A 15,309-nucleotide genomic window follows, 5' to 3' on the forward strand; every position below is an offset into this window, starting at 1 on the left:
CCCGTTTCTGTCGCGGCGGTCCGCTCAGCCGGCCAGCCCCACCACCAGGTTCACCGTCGCGGCGATGATCACCGCGCCGAACAGGTACGACAGCAGCGAGTGCCGCAGCACGGTGGTGCGCATCTCGTTGCTGGTCAGGTTCGTGTCGGAGACCTGGAAGGTCATCCCCACGGTGAACGCCAGGTAGGCGAAGTCCGAGTAGCGGGGGCGCTCCCGCTGGTGGAACATCACCCCGCCGTCGGGGCCCGTGTAGTAGATCCGCGCGTACCGGGCGGTGTGGACGGTGTGCACCACCAGCCAGGACAGCAGCACGCTCACCACGCCCAGCCCGCCGTACGCGTCGCGGCGCGGCCCCGGTGGGGCGCTGTGCGCGTACAGCAGCACCACCGCGACCGCCAGCAGGCTGGCCAGGCAGGCGACCAGCAGCAGCACGTCGCGGACGGCGCGGCTCGGGTCCTCCCGGCCGGCGAGCCGGGCGGTGCCCTCGCCGTCCAGCGGCCACAGCCTGCGCCACACCAGCACCAGCCAGCTCAGCGCCGCCGCGTCCCAGCCGACGAGGGGACCGATCCGGGGCGAGCCGACGAGCGCGAACAGGCCGCCGGCCAGCAGCCCGACCAGCCCCATCACGAGCAGCTGCGCCACCGCCGGCGGGTGGCCGTCGACGCGCCGCACCGGCCGCGTACCCAATTGCCCGGGTCGTCGGCGGGCGGTCAGATGCGCCGTAGGTGCTGCGAGACCCGGGTGTGCGGCTCCCTGGCCTGTGCCGCCCGGCGGGCCGGGCTCGCCTCGGGGGCCGCCTCGATGCCGGCGGACCGGGCCACCTCGGTCCCGTTGGCGTAGTCCACCGGGGGCAGGGCCCGCAGGGCGCGCAGCACGTCCGGCGGGGCGCCCTCCCGTTCCGCCTCGCGGACCACGTCGGCCTTGTCCGCCGGGTAGTCGAGGCTGGACAGGTATTGCAGGACGTCGTCGTAGCTCGCCATGGGTGCGCTCCTCGTCGCCGCGATCGGGCTTCCCGACCGGCGGCGGTTACCCACCGTGCGGCCGCCCACGCCCGCGCGGGGCCCGGCGATCGACGCCGCCCGGCCGCCGTTTCCCCGCCCGTCCGGCGGGTACGCGAGCCCCTCCTGCGGGCGCGACCGGCCCGAGGCAGCGGAAGGAGCGCCGTCATGAACTACGACACCTTCGTCGACCAGGTGGCCCTGCGGGCGCGGGTCCCCGGCGAGCGGGCCGTCGAGCTGACCCGGGCCACGCTGGAGACGCTCGCCGAGCGGCTGACCGGCGGCGAGGTGCTCGACCTCGCGGCGCAGCTGCCGAGGCCGTTGCAGCTGGTCCTGCGGCCCGGCCCGGACACCGAGGCCGCCGACCGGTTCGGCGCGGCCGAGTTCGTCGCCCGGGTCGGCCAGCGGGCCGGGCTCGACGAGCGGGCCGCCCGGGACGCCGTCCGGGCGGTGTTCACCACCCTGCGCGAGGCGGTGACCGGCGGGGAGTTCGACGACATCGTGGTGCAGATGCCGCGCGACTACCGGGACATGGTGGAGCCGGCGCTCGCCCCGGGCGCGGCGGCCCCGCGCCGACCCTGACCGGCCACCCCGGCGGGGCTGGCCGCCGGTGGGCCGCCGCGGCGGGTTAGCAGGGGTCCCCTGTACAACAGAATGCGTTAACAGGGGGCCCTTCCTTGCGCCTCAGGCGATCGCGCCGGCGGCGCGTAGGGCGGCGATCCGGTCGGCGGCGAGGCCGGCCTCCGCCAGGACCTCGTCGGTGTGCTCGCCGGGGTGCGGGGGCGGCCGGCGCAGCGCCGTCGGCGTGCCGGAGAACCGGGGCGCCGGGGCCGGCTGGGTCGCCCCGGCGTGCTCCACGAACACCCGCCGGGCCGCCAGGTGCGGATGCCGCGGGGCCTCCGCCCAGTCGAGCACCGGCGCGACGCAGGCGTCCGAGTCGCCGAGCAGGGCCGTCCACTCGTCGCGGGTGCGGGTGCGGAACAGCCGCGCCCAGGCGGCCCGCAGGGCGGGCCAGTTCGCCGGGTCGGCGCGCTCCGGCGCGTCGTCGCCGGGCAGCGGGAACCCGGTGCGGCGGACCAGCTCGTCGTAGAAGCGGGGCTCCAGGGCGCCGACCGCGAGGTGCCGGCCGTCGGCGCACTCGTACGTGTCGTAGAACGGCGCGCCGCCGTCGAGCAGGTTCACCCCGCGCGGGTCCTGCCACCTGCCGGCCCCGCGCAGCGAGTGGATCATCGTGGAGAGCACCGACACGCCGTCCACGATGGCCGCGTCGACGACCTGCCCCGGCGCGCCGGCGCTGACGGCGTACAGGGCGGCGACGACGCCCAGGGCCAGCATCATCCCGCCCCCGCCGAAGTCGCCGAGCAGGTTCATCGGCGGCACCGGGCGCTCGCCGGCCCGGCCGATGCCGTGCAGCGCCCCGGTCAGCGCCAGGTAGTCGATGTCGTGCCCCGCGTACGGGGCGAGCGGGCCGTCCTGCCCCCAGCCGGTCATCCGCCCGTAGACCAGGCGGGGGTTGGCGGCGAGGCAGTCGGCGGGGCCGAGGCCCAGGCGTTCGGTCACCCCGGGGCGGAAGCCCTCGATCAGCGCGTCCGCGCCGCCGATCAGGGCCCGCGCCGCCTCCCGGCCCCCGGGCGACTTGAGGTCCACGGCGACGGAGCGGCGGCCCCGGTTGAGCAGGTCCGGGTGCAGGGTGCCGAAGGCGGCCGGGTCGACGTCGGTGGCCCGGTCCACCCGGATCACGTCCGCGCCCAGGTCGGCCAGCATCATCGCGGCGAACGGCCCGGGCCCGATGCCGGCCAGTTCGACCACGCGTACCCCGGTGAGGGGGCCGACCGGGCCGTCGGCCGCCGGACCCGCGTCGGGGTGGTGCGCGCGCTCGCTCACCGGGACACCATAGGCGCGGGCGGGCCTCGGGGGACAGGGCCGGCCGGACCGCCCGCCACCGGAGCATCACCCCTGGTGACAGGTCGGTGCCGGCTTGGCGAGTCGCCCGGAGCTGACCTAACCTGGTCCCACGAGGGGAGTACTTCCCACGAACCATTCCGGTCAGTACGGCGTGCCCGGGGCGCGCCTCGGGTGGTTGCCCACGGTTTCGTGGGTGAAGGAGACCTCGAACATGACACGGTGTTCGAGGAGACCCATATGACCGAATCATCCCTTCTTGCTGCCGGCGCGCTGTCCTCCATCGGCACGCCCACCCTCTGGGCGGTCACCATCGCCGGGGTGCTCGCGCTGCTCGTGCTGGACTTCCTCGTCACCCGCCGCCCCCACGAGGTGTCGATCCGGGAGGCGCTCGGCTGGTCGGCGTTCTACGTCGCCCTCCCGCTCGCCTTCGGCGCGTGGATCTGGTCGCGCTACGGCTCCCAGCAGGGCGTGGAATACCTCACCGGCTACCTGGTGGAGAAGTCGCTCTCGGTCGACAACCTCTTCGTCTTCATGCTGCTGCTGGCCGCGTTCGCGGTGCCGGCCGTGCTCGCCCAGCGGGTGCTGCTCTACGGCATCGCCGGTGCGCTGGTGCTGCGCGCCGTCTTCATCGCCCTCGGCGCGGCGGCGTTGCAGACCCTGGACTTCGCCTTCCTGATCTTCGCCATCATCCTGATCGCCACCGCCGTCAAGCTGCTCCGCGACGCCCTCTCCGGGCACGAGCAGGAGGTGGACATCAACAAGATGCGGTCGGTGAAGCTGCTGCGCAGGTTCATGCCGGTCGTCGACGAGTACCAGGGCCCGAGGATGACCGTCCGGCAGGGCGGCCGCCGGGCGCTCACCCCCCTCGCGCTCGTGGTGGTCGCGGTGCTCGCCACCGACGTGGTCTTCGCCGTCGACTCGGTGCCGGCCGTCTACGGCATCACCGAGGACCCGTACCTGGTCTTCGCCACCAACGCCTTCGCGCTGCTCGGGCTGCGGGCGCTCTACTTCGTGCTGCACGCCGCGCTCAGCCGGCTCGTGCACCTCAGCTACGGCCTGGCGATCATCCTCGCCTTCATCGGCGTCAAGCTCGGCCTGCACTGGGCGCACGGCATCTGGTCCGGCGTGCCGGAGATCCCGACCCTGGCCTCGCTCGGCGTGATCATCGGCGTGCTGGTGATCGTCACGCTCACCAGCCTCCGGGCCACCCGCAACGCGTCCCCGGGCGACAAGGAGGTCGTCGCCGGCCGGCACTGACCGCACGGCGCGCGTCGGTCCGGGCGAACGGTACCGACGCGCGCCCACAGGTGGTACGACTGACGGGTGGGAATCGTCTCGCCAGGCTTCCAGGGCCGACGCCGCTCGGCGGGGCCGGCCCTGCCGCCCGGGCAATACCTCACCGAGGACTTCCCGGTGCTCTCCGCCGGCCCGACGCCGCGGGTGCGGCCGGACGCCTGGGAGTTCGTCGTCACCACCGAGACCGGCGCGGAACACCGCTGGACGTGGGCCGAGTTCACCACCCTGCCGCAGGAGACCCCCACCGTCGACATCCACTGCGTCACCCGGTGGTCCAAGCTCGGCACCACCTGGCAGGGCGTCTCGCTCGACGTGCTGCTCGACGGCGTCGACACCGACGCGGCGTACGCGCTGGCCCACTCCTACGGCGGCTACACCACGAACCTGCCGCTGGCCGACCTGCGCGGCGGACGCGCCTGGGTGGTGCACGGCTACGACGGCCGGGACCTGCCCGCCGAGCACGGCGGGCCGGCCCGGCTGTTGGTGCCGCACCTCTACCTGTGGAAGTCCGCCAAGTGGGTGCGCGGCATCCGCCTCGGCGGCACCGACACCCCCGGCTTCTGGGAGACCGCCGGCTACCACGACTACGGCGACCCGTGGCGCGAGCAGCGCTACGCCGGCGATTGAGCGCCCCGCTGGCCGCCCCGCTGGGCTGGCGGGTGGCCCGGCTCGTCGAGCGCCGCACCGAGACGCCGACCGCGCAGACCCTCGTGCTCGACGTCCCCGGCTGGCCAGGCCACCTGCCCGGCCAGCACGTCGACGTGCGGCTCACCGCCTCCGACGGCTACCAGGCCGCCCGGTCGTACTCCCTCGCCGGGCCCGCCGAGGGCGACCGCGTCGCGCTCACCGTGCAGCGCGTGCCCGACGGGGAGGTCTCGCCGTACCTGATCGACACCTGGGCGCCCGGTGACCCGGTGGAGGTGCGCGGCCCGGTCGGCGGGTGGTTCGTGTGGCGGCCCGCCGAGACCGCGCCGGTGCTGCTGGTCGCCGGCGGCTCGGGCGTGGTGCCGCTGATGGCGATGGTCCGCGCGCGCCGCGCCGCCGGCAGCCGGGCCCCGTTCCGGCTGGTCTACTCCGCGCGGACCCCGGCCGACGTGATCTACGCCGACGAGCTGCGTCGCCGGGCCCGCGACGACCAGGGCCTCGACGTGGCGTACGTCTACACCCGGGCCGCCCCCGACGGCTGGCGGGGCGAGCCGCACCGGATCGGGCTGGCCGACGTGAACACCCACGGCTGGCCGGCCGAGCTGGAGCCGCTGTGCTACGTCTGCGGCCCGACCGGGTTCGTGGAGACGGTGGCGGACCTGCTGGTGGGGCTGGGCCACCCGCCGCGTCGGGTCCGCACCGAACGCTTCGGCCCCACCGGCTGACCGCCGACGAGGAGACCCCATGACCGAACAGTCCTACCTGGACGGCAACATGCTCGACGGCCCGCTGCGGGAGGTCTTCGCGGTGGACGTCAGCGCGGCCACCGGGCGCTGCGCGTCGTGCGGCGCGACCGGTCCGATGGCGGGCCTGCGGGTCTACTCCCACGCCCCCGGCCTGGTGGCCCGCTGCCCGGCCTGCGCGGAGGTGATGCTGCGCCTGGTGCGCGGGCCCGACCGGGCGTGGCTCGACCTGCGCGGCACCACCTTCCTCCAGGTGCCGCTGCCGCCCGACCCCCGCCCGCGCTGACGCCCCGGTCCCGGCGTCGTCCGCCGCGCCCGCGGTCCGGCCGGTCGCGCGGACACGGTCCGGCCGGTGCGCGCCCGCGGGCCGGCCGGTCGCGCGGCGGCGCTCAGAGGAACGCGCCGACGCGGGGGGTGGCGCCGTCCCACCGGAACACCGCCGCGTACAGCGCGCGGCGGGCGTCGGCGGGAAGCGAGCCGTCGGGCTGCTGTCGGCACGGGGCGGTGCCGCCGCAGACCCAGCCGTGCAGGAAGATCCGTTGCTCGTCGTCGACCAGTGCCGGCACGACGTCGGCCCCGCCCGGGCCGCAGATGCCGGTGCCGGCGGTGGTGAGCAGCGAACTCTGGGCCTTGCCGTGGAAGTCCCACTTGTCGGTGGAGGTGAGGTAGACGGTGGCGTAGCTGCAGTTGTCGTAGCCGTACCGGGACGCGAACAGCACGAAGGTGGAGCCGCGCTGGCGCAGCTGCGGGTTCTCGATGATGCCGTCGCTGCGGACCAGCTCGCCGCTGGGGTTGCCCAACCAGCCGGTTCCGGCGTCGTCGACCCGCAGCATCCGGATCGACGAGGGCGTCTGCTGCGTCTTGTACAGCAGGAAACGGCGGCCCTCGGCGTCCTGGAACGGCGCCGGATCGATGACGCCGGCGGCGGACACCGGCCGACCCGGCACCGCGTCGTCCGCGCCGTGCGCGCTACCCGGACAGACCAGCGGGGTGTCGCCGACCGGATCGTACGGGCCGCCGATGGCGGTGGACCTCGCGACGCCGATGCACCGCTGCCCGTCCAGGTCCTTCGCCGGAGCCGAGTAGTAGAGGACCCAGCCGGCGGGGGTGCGGACCGCGTCCGGTGCCCAGACCGCCCCGCTCGCCGCCCAGCCGGGCAGCGTCCGGAGCACCGCGCCGAGATCGACCCAGGGACCCGACGCGGTGTCCCCCCGGTATGCCGGGGCCCGGCTGCCGGTGGCGAAGACGAAGAAGTTCCCGTCGTGCTGCACGACCCCCGGGTCGGCGACGCCCCCCGGCGGGGCGTAGACGGGTTGCGGGGCGGCTGCCGTGGCCGGCGTGGCACCACCGCCGACCAGGCTGAGCGCGGCAGCGACGGCGGCGGCCAGCAGCGGTCGCCAGGTCCTTCGTGGAGACACCGCACTCCTTCGGGGGACGGGACGCGCCGAAACGGTGCCTAGGTATTCATGATGATGACTTCTTTGCCCGTTAGTGTCTACGTCCGGAACGGCGTCGGCGTCGCGCGCGACGTCCCGTCCGGAACGGCAGCGAGGGGGAAGCGTCGATGCGGAGCGCAGGACGGTGGTTGGCCCGCGGCGCGGGTGCTCTGGTCGGCTCGGTCGTGCTGGTGGCCGGTCTGCTGCCCGCGCCCCCGGCAGCCGCGGCGAACGCGACCTTCAGGGTGGCGACGTTGAACATCCTCTACGAGCTGACCCAGGCCCAGTTCGTCGAGGACCTGCAACTGATCACCTCGAAGGCGGACCTGGTCGGCCTCAACGAGGTGGGCGGCCGGAAGGCGTACCTGCAGGACTGGGCCGCCGCGAACGGTTGGTGGCTGTACGCGCCCGAGCCGACGCAGGCCGCCGGGGAGGCGCTGTTGGCCCGCAAGAGCATGTTCGACGTGCTCGACAAGGACTCGGTCTTCGTGTGCGACACCAACGGGCCGGGCGAGGCGCCGCCGGCCCGCTACAACAACTGGGTCCGGTACCGGCACAAGCAGAGCGGCCGCAGCGTGTTCCACATCAATGCGCACGCCAACGCCAGCATCGAGGAGAACGGCCGCCCGGAGGACCTGCCGCGCACCAGGTGCGCCGAGAAGCAGTTCCAGGACCTCAAGAACCTGGCCGCCGTGAAGAAGGACCAGGGGCAGGTCATCGTCAGCGGCGACCTCAACGTCGACTTCAGCGCCGACCGGGCCTACGGGTACGAGAAGTTCCCGTGGAAGGTCTTCGAGGCCAACGACCTGCCCAACCTGCGATCCTGCTACAACCTCCTCGGCGAGAAGGGCAACGGGACGCACGGCAACCGGCACATCGACTACATCTACTTCTGGAAGCGCCTCGAGGAGTACCGGGAGATGTGGCTGAACGACTACGACATCGTCGGCGGGACCAACTCCGACCACAACGGCGTCGTCGCGCACTTCTCCATCGCCCTGTAGGAGCCGACCTGCGGGCCCGGCGTCGAGTGCCGGCCCGGGCCGGCGCGCGCCGCCCGGGTCACCGTTCGGACACGGGGTGTTGCTTTCGTCACCGCCGTCCGCCAGGCTGATCGCCAAGACAGCGATCTGCCGTACGGGGGCGAGGATCGATGGCTTCACTCATCACGTCCGGGTGGTATCCGCAGGTGAAGCCCGAGCACGGCCTGCACCGGCTGCCCGGCGGGCGGATCCGCATCGGCGGCTCGGTCTACGGCATCGCCGCCGAGGTGCTCGACACCACCGGCGCGATCTGGACGACGCTGCGCGCCGCCGACGGCACGCGCAGCGCCGAGGAGATCGTCGCGCGGGTCCTCGCCGCGCACCCCACCGAGTCGGCGCGGGCGGTGCGCGCCGCGCTGGACCAGTTCGCCGCCGCCGGCTACCTCGCCGACGCGGCGGCCCCCGACCCGCCGGAGCTCACCGACCGGGACCGCGAGCGCTACGACCGCAGCCGCCGCTTCCACCGGTGGATCGACCTGGTCCCGCGCGCCTCCTCCTGGGAGCCGCAGGTCGCCCTGAAGCGGGCCCGGGCCGTCGTCGTCGGGCTCGGCGGCACCGGCGGGGCCGTCGCGCTCGCCCTCGCCGCGAGCGGCGTGGGGCGGCTGCACTGCGTCGACCCCGACGTGGTCGAGCTGTCCAACCTCAACCGCCAGACCGTGTACGTCGAGGACGACATCGGCCGGCCCAAGGCGGACGTCGCCGTCGCCCGGCTGCGCCGGCTCAACTCCGACATCGACGTCACCGGCGAGCAGGCGGAGGTACGCGGGGCGGCCGACCTGCGGCGGCTGGTCGCCGACCGCGACGTGCTGGTGCTCTGCGCCGACCGGCCGGGCGCCATCCGGGCCTGGGCCAACCGGGTCTGCCTGGACACCGGCACCCCGTGGGTCGACGCCGGCTACCACGGGCCGGTGGTGACGGCGGCGGCCTACCTGCCCGGGCTCGGCCCCTGCTACGAGTGCTTCTGGCTGGCCGAGCACGACAAGCGCCGCCGCGACGACCCGGCCGCCGAGTACACGGTGGAGCGGGAGAGCAGCAGCGCGGTCAGCGCCGCCTCCGCCGGGCTCTCCGGCCACCTCGCCGCCCACCTGGCGTCGGCGCTGCTCACCGGCGTGCCGGCCGTGCGCCCCGGGCAGCTCCAGGGGATCAACCTCGTCGCCGCCGACCAGCACTTCCTCATCGCCCACCCGCCGCACCCACGCTGCCCGGCCGGCTGCGGCGGCGAAGCGGTCGACGCGGTGGTCGCCACCGGCCGGGCGCCGCGCCGGTGAGCGTCGAGGTGGCCGGCTCCTGCCGGGTCCTGCTGCACGAGCTGCGCGTCCGCCCCGACGGCGACGAGTGGATCGTCGGGCGGGTCGAGACCGGCGACTTCGTCGCCGTGCCCGAGATCGCGGCGGCCGCCCTGCGGCTGCTCGGGTCGGGGCACAGCGTCGACGAGACCCACCGGCGGCTGCGCGCCGAGCGGGGACGCGCCGTCGACGTCGCCGGGTTCGTCCGCGACCTGGTCGGGCTGGGCTTCGTCGCCGCCGTCGACGGCCGGCCGCTGCCCGGCGCGCCGGTGCCCGCGCCGACGCTGCCCCGGCTGCGCCCACGGCACGTGCGGTGGCTGGTCGCCCGCCCCGTCGCCGTCGCGGCCCTGGCGGTGACCGTGGCCGCCGTGGTGACGACGCTGCTCACCCCCGACGTCCTGCCGGGCCACCGCGACCTGCTGTGGAGCCCGCACGCCAGCCTCGTGCTGGCCGGCAACGCGGCCGTCGCCTGGTCGATCATCCTGCTGCACGAGCTGGCGCACCTGCTGACCGCGCGGGCCCACGGGGTGCCGGGCCGGCTGGGCCTGGGCACCCGGCTGCAGTTCCTGGTCGCGCAGACCGACGTGAGCGGCATCTGGGCCGCGCCCCGGTCGGCCCGGCTCACCGTCTACCTCTCCGGCATGGCCGTCAACGTCGTCGTCGCGTCCGTGGCCGTGCTCGTGCGGGCCGCCGCCGCGCCGGGCGGCGAGGTCGACCGGGCCGCCGCCGTGGTGCTGCTGCTCGCCGTGCTGCCGCTGCCGGTGCAGTTCCTCGTCTTCATGCGCACCGACGTCTACTTCGTCCTGCAGGACGTCGCGGGCGCGCGCAACCTCTACGCCGACGGCGCCGCGTACGCCCGGTGGTGGCTGCGGCGGGCGGCCCGCCGGCCGGGCCGCGACCCGAGCCTGGCGCTGCCCGCCCGGGAACGCCGGGCCGTCCGCTGGTACGCGTTGCTGCTGGTCGTCGGCACCGCCGCCTGCCTCGCCGTGGCCGCCACCGTCACCGTGCCGTTCACCCTGGCGCTGCTCGCCGACGCCGCCGGCGGCCTGCGCCCGGGCGGCGACCCGGTCGACCGGTTCGACGCCGCCGTCACCGCCGCCGTGCTCGGCGGCTCCTGGGCGGTGTGGTGCTGGGCGTGGTGGCGGCGGCACGGTCGGCGGCTGCGCACCCTTCGCCGCGCCCGCCGTGCCGTGCCCGTGGCGGGGCCGGCCGGCCACCAGTCGACGGGAGGGAGGTGAGCGGCGTGGAGCAGATCGTCATTCGGAAGCTGGACAAGGTGGAGACGACCAGTGCGAGCAACCCCAGCGGCAACTGAGCCGGGGCCCGGCCGGCGCGCCGCCGGCGTGCCGGTGTCGGCGGCGCGGCGGCCACGGCTGCCGTCGGCCGCCCCGCCGCCGCGCCCACCCCGCCCCGGGCGTCGGCCCCCACCACCCTGATCCACCTCGCCCCACCACCCCCACCACCACCTCGCCCCACCATCCCGCCCCTCCGACCCGATCGACGAGACAGGGACCAGCCGTGCCGGAGACCAGCCCACGCATCGCCCGCCTGCTGCACGACCTGCGCGCCGGCGGCACACAGGCGCTCGCCGACTTCTGGCGGGAGGTCGCCGCCCGGGGCACGCCCCTGATCGAGCAGGTCGACGGCGACAGCGCCCTGGTGACCTTCCTGTGGCGGGGGGAGGCGGCCCAGACCACCACCGGCTGGGGCATCGACCTGGCGTTGCGCCGCGTCCCGGGCACCGACCTGTGGCACGGCTCGCAGCGGCTTCCGGTCGACCTGCGCACCATCTACTTCCTGCGGCACGGCTCGCCGGAGCTGCCGACCGACGCCACCGGCCGGGGCCCCACCCACCTCGACGTGTTCAACCACCACCCGTTCCGGCTGCCCGCCGACCCCGCCGACCCCAACGACCGGGAGCTGTGGACGTCCCTGCTGGAGCTGCCGAAGGCCCCCGACGAGCCCTGGATCCGGCACCACCCCGGCGTGCCCCGGGGGACCGTGCTGACCACCGGCGTGCGCACCGCCGCCTGGGGCGGCCGCCGCCGCGTCGCGGTCTACCGGCCGGCGGTCCCGGCCACCGGGCCGCTGCCGCTGCTGGTGGTCTTCGACGGCTACCTGTCCCGGGCGCTGCTGCGGGTGCCCGCGACGCTGGACAACCTGATCGCCGCCGGGCGGATCCCGCCGACCCTGGCGCTGTTCGTCTCGGCCCCCAGCGGGGCGCGCCGGATGACCGAGCTGCGCCCGTCGGCCGCGCTGCGCGCGTTCGTCACCCGGGAGCTGCTGCCCTGGGCCCGGCGGCGCTGGGCGGTCACCGACGACCCCGCCCGGCGGGTCATCGCGGGCTCGTCGCTGGGCGGGCTCGCCGCCGCGTACGTGGCGCTGGCCGCCCCCGGCGCGTTCGGCGCGGTGATCGCCCAGTCGGGCAGCTTCTGGTGGCCCGCGTCGACGCGGCCCGGCGAGCGGGAGTGGCTGACCCGCGCGTACGCCGGGTGGCCCGCCGCGCCCGTGCGGTTCTACCTGGACGTGGGGGACCGGGAGAACACCTGGCCCCGCCCCGAGCAGGTCGACCAGCTCTCCGTCAACCGCCGCTTCCGGGATCTGCTGGTCGCCCGCGGCCACCAGGTGACCTACGCGGAATACCGGGGCGGGCACGACTACGTCAACTGGCGGCGCACCTTCGCCGAGGGGCTGCTCGCCGTCCTCGGCGGCCCCTGACGCCCACCGGTCCGACGCCCACCCGGTCCGACGCCCACCGGTCCGACGTTCACCCGGTCCGGGTGCCGCCCCGCAGCACCCGGGCCACGATCGCCGGCCGCAGCAGCCGGTGCGGCGGGTCGACGAGGTTGAGCACCCGCAGGAACGCGGTGCCCAGGACCGCGTCGGTGCGCGCCGCCGCGTGCAGCCGGTGCACGTACGCGTTGATGAGCCGGACCCGCGGCGTGCGCCGCCCGGCGACCCCGGGGAACCGCAGGTCCGTGCCGACCGCGATGGACCACGGCCCGTCGATGAGCTGGCCGGCGCCCCGGAAGAACCGTCGCCGCAACCGGCGTCGGTCGCCGGCCAGCAGCCGCCGCAGCAGCAGGCCCTCGCCGGCCGCGACCGTCATGCCCTGACCGTAGACGGGGTTGAAGCTGCACAGGGCGTCGCCGAACACCAGGAACCCGTCGGGGAAGCGGCGCAGCCGCTCGTAACGCCGCCGCACGCTCGCCGGGTAGCGCATCAGCGCCGGCCCGCCCACCGGGACGGCCTCGCGCACCACCTGGCTGATCAGCGGCTGGCCCAGCGACTCGGCGAACCGGGCGTAGCCCTCGTCGTCCAGCGGCGGCTGCTCGCCGAGCACCCCGCTCAGCGCCACCGCGAAGCGGCCGTCCTCCTGGGCGGCGACGATGCCGGTGCGCGGGCGTCCCGGTACGGCGTTGGTCAACGCGCCGAGTAGGCCGTCGAGGTGGCGGGGGTCGCGCTCGTAGGTGCGGGTGACGTAGGTGACGTCGACGGTGACCCGCTGCTCGACCGGGGCCGGGTAGCCGAGCGCGGCCAGCCACGCCGGGCTGCGCGACGCCCGGCCGCAGGCGTCGACCACCAGGTCGGCGTCGAGCCGGTACGCCGCCCCGCCGCGCGGCGTCAGCAGGACCCCGGTGATCCGGCGGCGGTCGTCGGAGGCGCACAGGGCGGTCGCCTCCGCGGGCGGGCGGAAGTGGACGTTGGCCAGCCGCTCCACCCGGGCCCGCACCGTGCGCTCCAGCAGGGGGCGGCTCACGCCCACCCCGACCAGGTCGGACGCGGACCGGCGCATCAGGTGGCCGTCGTTGCACCAGTGCACCTGCCCGTTGAGGTCGACCAGCGGCGCGCCGGCGGCGTGCAGCTCGTCGCTGAGGCCGTCGAACAGCTCGTCGAGCGCCGCCCGGCCCCGGGCCAGCAGCACGTGCAGTTGCCGCGACTGGGGCACCCCGCGCCGGTGCGCGACGGCGTCGGGCAGCGCGTCGCGGTCGACGAGCGTGACGCTGTCGTACGCGTCGCTGAGCACCCGGGCGGCGATCAGCCCGGCCATGCTCGCGCCCAGCACCACGGCGGTGCCCGCTCGGCTCATGCCGCGACGGTAGCCGGCCCGGGGCGGAGCCGTCCTCTTCGAGCTTGCGCAACCGGCCCGGCGGCAGGGCAACCTCGAAGAAGCGGCGTGCGCGGATCTTGGATGGGATGAGCCCAACTCCACGCCGCCGGGACCGGGGGGCGTCGCACCCGAGGTGGTCTCGATGTACCAGCAGCCCCTGCAACCGGTGGCCGGCTCGCTCGCGCTGAGCGCCGCCTGCGCCGCGCTGCCCCTGCTCACCCTGTTCCTCCTGCTCGGGGTCGCGCGTACCCGCGCCTGGGTGGCGGCGTTCGGCGCGCTGGCCGTGGCGGTCGTCCTGGCGTGGGCGCTGTGGCGGATGCCGCTGGCGCAGACGCTGCTGGCCGCCGGGCAGGGCGCGACGTTCGCGATCTTCCCCCTGGTGTGGACGTTCGGCACGGCGATCTGGATCTACCGGATGACCGTGCACACGGGACACTTCGACACGCTGCGGCGCGGCTTCGCCCGGATCAGCGACGACCGACGCGTGCAGGCCATGGTGATCGCGTTCTGCTTCGGGTCGCTGCTGGAGGCGCTCGCCGGCCAGGGCACGCCGGTGGCCGTCACCACGGTCATGCTGCTGGCCCTCGGGTTCACCCCGGTCCGGGCGGCCACCGTGGCGCTGGTCGCCAACACGGTGCCGGCCGCGTTCGGGCCGCTCGGGCTGCCGATCACCACCCTTTCCGGGGTGACCGGGCTGCCCGCGACGGAGCTGGGCATGATGGCCGGCCGGCAGGTCCCCGTGGTGGCGGTCCTCGTCCCGCTGGTGCTGCTCCTCGTCGTCGACGGCCGCCGGGGGCTGCGGGAGCTGTGGCGTCCGGCGCTGGCCTGCGGCGTCGCGTTCGCGCTGGCCCAGTTCGCCACCACGAACTTCCTGACGGCCGCGCTCGCCGACATCGTCGCCGCCTTCGCGGGGGCGGGCGTCCTGCTGCTCGTCACCCGCCGGGCCCGCCGGCCGGTGCCCGCACCGGCCGGTGACGGCCCGCCAGAGCGCGCCGCGTCGTCGGGGTCCGCCGCGTCGCCGGCGGGCGGAGCGGGGCCCGCCGGGTCGCCGCAGGGCCCGCCGGAGGGCGGCACGTCGGCGCCCGGCCGGGCGTGGCTGGCGTACGCGCCCTACGTCACCATCGTGGCGGTCTTCGCCGTCTCCCAGGTGCCGGCCGTCAAGCGCCTGCTGGACGCCGGCACGCTCGCCGTCTCCTGGCCCGGCCTGCACGTGCTCACCGCCGCCGGCGCCCCGTCGCCCCTGTCGACCTTCCGCTTCGCCTGGCTCGCCGCGCCCGGCTCGCTGCTGCTGGTGGCCGGCCTGGTCACGATGGCGCTGCTGCGGGTCTCCCCGCGCGAGGCCGGGCGGCTCTACGGGCGCACCCTGTACGAGCTGCGCTGGGCCGTGCTGACGGTGGTCGGCCTGCTGGCGCTGTCGTTCACGATGAACGCGTCCGGGCAGATCGCCACCCTCGGCGTCTGGATGGCCGGCGCGGGCACCCTGTTCGCCGTCCTGGCCCCCGTCCTCGGCTGGCTCGGAGTCGCCCTGACCGGCTCGGACACGTCGTCGAACTCGCTGTTCGGCGCGCTCCAGGTCGCGGCGGCGCAGCGGGCCGGCCTCGACCCGGTCCTGCTCGCCGCCGCCAACGCCTCCGGCGGCACACTGGGAAAGATGATCAGCCTGCAGAACCTCACCATCGCCGCCGCGGCCGTCGGCCTCACCGGCCGGGAGGGCGACCTGTTCCGCCGGATGTTCGGCTGGAGCGTGCTGCTGCTCGCCCTGATGTGCCTGCTGGTGGGGCTTCAGGCCACGCCGCTGCTGTCCTGGATGGTGCCCTGACGGCGTCGTCCGCGTCGACCGTCGCCC

At 75.6% G+C, this 15,309-nt stretch carries 15 protein-coding genes; 10 read left to right on the forward strand and 5 right to left on the reverse strand.

All coding sequences use genetic code 11. The annotated features are described in order from the left end of the window. Positions 1-24: 24 nt before the first annotated feature. Both HDA31_RS11695 and HDA31_RS11700 read right to left on the reverse strand, forming a co-directional pair. Positions 25-672 carry a DUF1345 domain-containing protein gene (locus tag HDA31_RS11695; protein WP_221486602.1) on the reverse strand — a complete coding sequence of 216 codons (648 nt, stop codon included), beginning with the start codon at positions 670-672 and terminating at the stop codon, positions 25-27. A gap of 38 nt (positions 673-710) precedes the next feature. Beyond that, the gene (locus HDA31_RS11700) at positions 711-980 is read right to left on the reverse strand and encodes a DUF2795 domain-containing protein (protein WP_074473236.1); all 270 of its coding nucleotides are present in this window, start codon (positions 978-980) and stop codon (positions 711-713) included. Positions 981-1,166: 186 nt separating this feature from the next. On the opposite strand from HDA31_RS11700, the gene HDA31_RS11705 reads away from it, so the two are divergent. Beyond that, positions 1,167-1,580 (forward strand): DUF2267 domain-containing protein, encoded by a 414-nt coding sequence (locus tag HDA31_RS11705; RefSeq protein WP_178065081.1) that lies wholly within the window; start codon positions 1,167-1,169, stop codon positions 1,578-1,580. 102 nt (positions 1,581-1,682) lie between these two features. Here HDA31_RS11705 and HDA31_RS11710 read toward each other — a convergent pair whose 3' ends face one another. Then, positions 1,683-2,882, reverse strand: coding sequence for a CaiB/BaiF CoA transferase family protein (locus HDA31_RS11710; RefSeq protein ID WP_178065082.1), 1,200 nt, complete (start codon positions 2,880-2,882; stop codon positions 1,683-1,685). Positions 2,883-3,140: 258 nt separating this feature from the next. On the opposite strand from HDA31_RS11710, the gene HDA31_RS11715 reads away from it, so the two are divergent. From HDA31_RS11715 to HDA31_RS11730, 4 genes are all read left to right on the forward strand, one after another. Beyond that, positions 3,141-4,160 carry a TerC/Alx family metal homeostasis membrane protein gene (locus HDA31_RS11715; RefSeq protein ID WP_178065083.1) on the forward strand — a complete coding sequence of 340 codons (1,020 nt, stop codon included), beginning with the start codon at positions 3,141-3,143 and terminating at the stop codon, positions 4,158-4,160. A 66-nt stretch (positions 4,161-4,226) separates the two neighbouring features. Continuing rightward, positions 4,227-4,826 (forward strand): sulfite oxidase-like oxidoreductase, encoded by a 600-nt coding sequence (locus HDA31_RS11720; protein WP_178065084.1) that lies wholly within the window; start codon positions 4,227-4,229, stop codon positions 4,824-4,826. Continuing rightward, entirely contained in the window at positions 4,823-5,569 is a 747-nt protein-coding gene (locus HDA31_RS11725; RefSeq protein ID WP_178065085.1) for a ferredoxin reductase, read from the forward strand. Before HDA31_RS11720 ends, HDA31_RS11725 begins: the two co-directional genes overlap by 4 nt. A gap of 19 nt (positions 5,570-5,588) precedes the next feature. Beyond that, positions 5,589-5,873, forward strand: a complete 285-nt coding sequence (locus HDA31_RS11730; RefSeq protein ID WP_178065086.1) for a DUF6510 family protein — start codon at positions 5,589-5,591, stop codon at positions 5,871-5,873. A gap of 103 nt (positions 5,874-5,976) precedes the next feature. Here HDA31_RS11730 and HDA31_RS11735 read toward each other — a convergent pair whose 3' ends face one another. Then, positions 5,977-7,005, reverse strand: a complete 1,029-nt coding sequence (locus HDA31_RS11735; RefSeq protein WP_178065087.1) for a glycoside hydrolase family 43 protein — start codon at positions 7,003-7,005, stop codon at positions 5,977-5,979. A gap of 146 nt (positions 7,006-7,151) precedes the next feature. Between HDA31_RS11735 and HDA31_RS11740 the strand changes: the two genes are divergently transcribed. The 4 genes from HDA31_RS11740 (at position 7,152) to HDA31_RS11755 (ending at position 12,070) form a co-directional block, all read left to right on the forward strand. Then, positions 7,152-8,027 (forward strand): endonuclease/exonuclease/phosphatase family protein, encoded by an 876-nt coding sequence (locus tag HDA31_RS11740; protein ID WP_178065088.1) that lies wholly within the window; start codon positions 7,152-7,154, stop codon positions 8,025-8,027. 149 nt (positions 8,028-8,176) lie between these two features. After that, positions 8,177-9,334: a HesA/MoeB/ThiF family protein gene (locus HDA31_RS11745; RefSeq protein WP_219824907.1), complete on the forward strand. Its 1,158-nt coding sequence runs from the start codon at positions 8,177-8,179 to the stop codon at positions 9,332-9,334. Further along, positions 9,331-10,590 (forward strand): hypothetical protein, encoded by a 1,260-nt coding sequence (locus tag HDA31_RS11750; RefSeq protein ID WP_219824908.1) that lies wholly within the window; start codon positions 9,331-9,333, stop codon positions 10,588-10,590. The genes HDA31_RS11745 and HDA31_RS11750 overlap by 4 nt, the downstream gene beginning before the upstream one ends. Before the next feature lie 280 nt (positions 10,591-10,870). Beyond that, positions 10,871-12,070, forward strand: coding sequence for an alpha/beta hydrolase-fold protein (locus HDA31_RS11755; protein WP_178065089.1), 1,200 nt, complete (start codon positions 10,871-10,873; stop codon positions 12,068-12,070). A gap of 49 nt (positions 12,071-12,119) precedes the next feature. Here the strand turns inward: HDA31_RS11755 and HDA31_RS11760 are convergent, their stop codons facing one another. Further along, complete coding sequence (locus HDA31_RS11760; protein ID WP_178065090.1) at positions 12,120-13,442, reverse strand: FAD-dependent oxidoreductase; 1,323 nt, start codon at positions 13,440-13,442, stop codon at positions 12,120-12,122. Positions 13,443-13,605: 163 nt separating this feature from the next. Between HDA31_RS11760 and HDA31_RS11765 the strand changes: the two genes are divergently transcribed. Continuing rightward, a complete protein-coding gene (locus HDA31_RS11765; RefSeq protein ID WP_178065091.1) occupies positions 13,606-15,282 on the forward strand; it encodes an L-lactate permease in 1,677 nt (558 codons plus the stop codon). Positions 15,283-15,309: the final 27 nt, after the last annotated feature.

The sequence above is a fragment of the Micromonospora carbonacea genome (assembly GCF_014205165.1).
Taxonomy (GTDB): domain Bacteria; phylum Actinomycetota; class Actinomycetes; order Mycobacteriales; family Micromonosporaceae; genus Micromonospora; species Micromonospora carbonacea.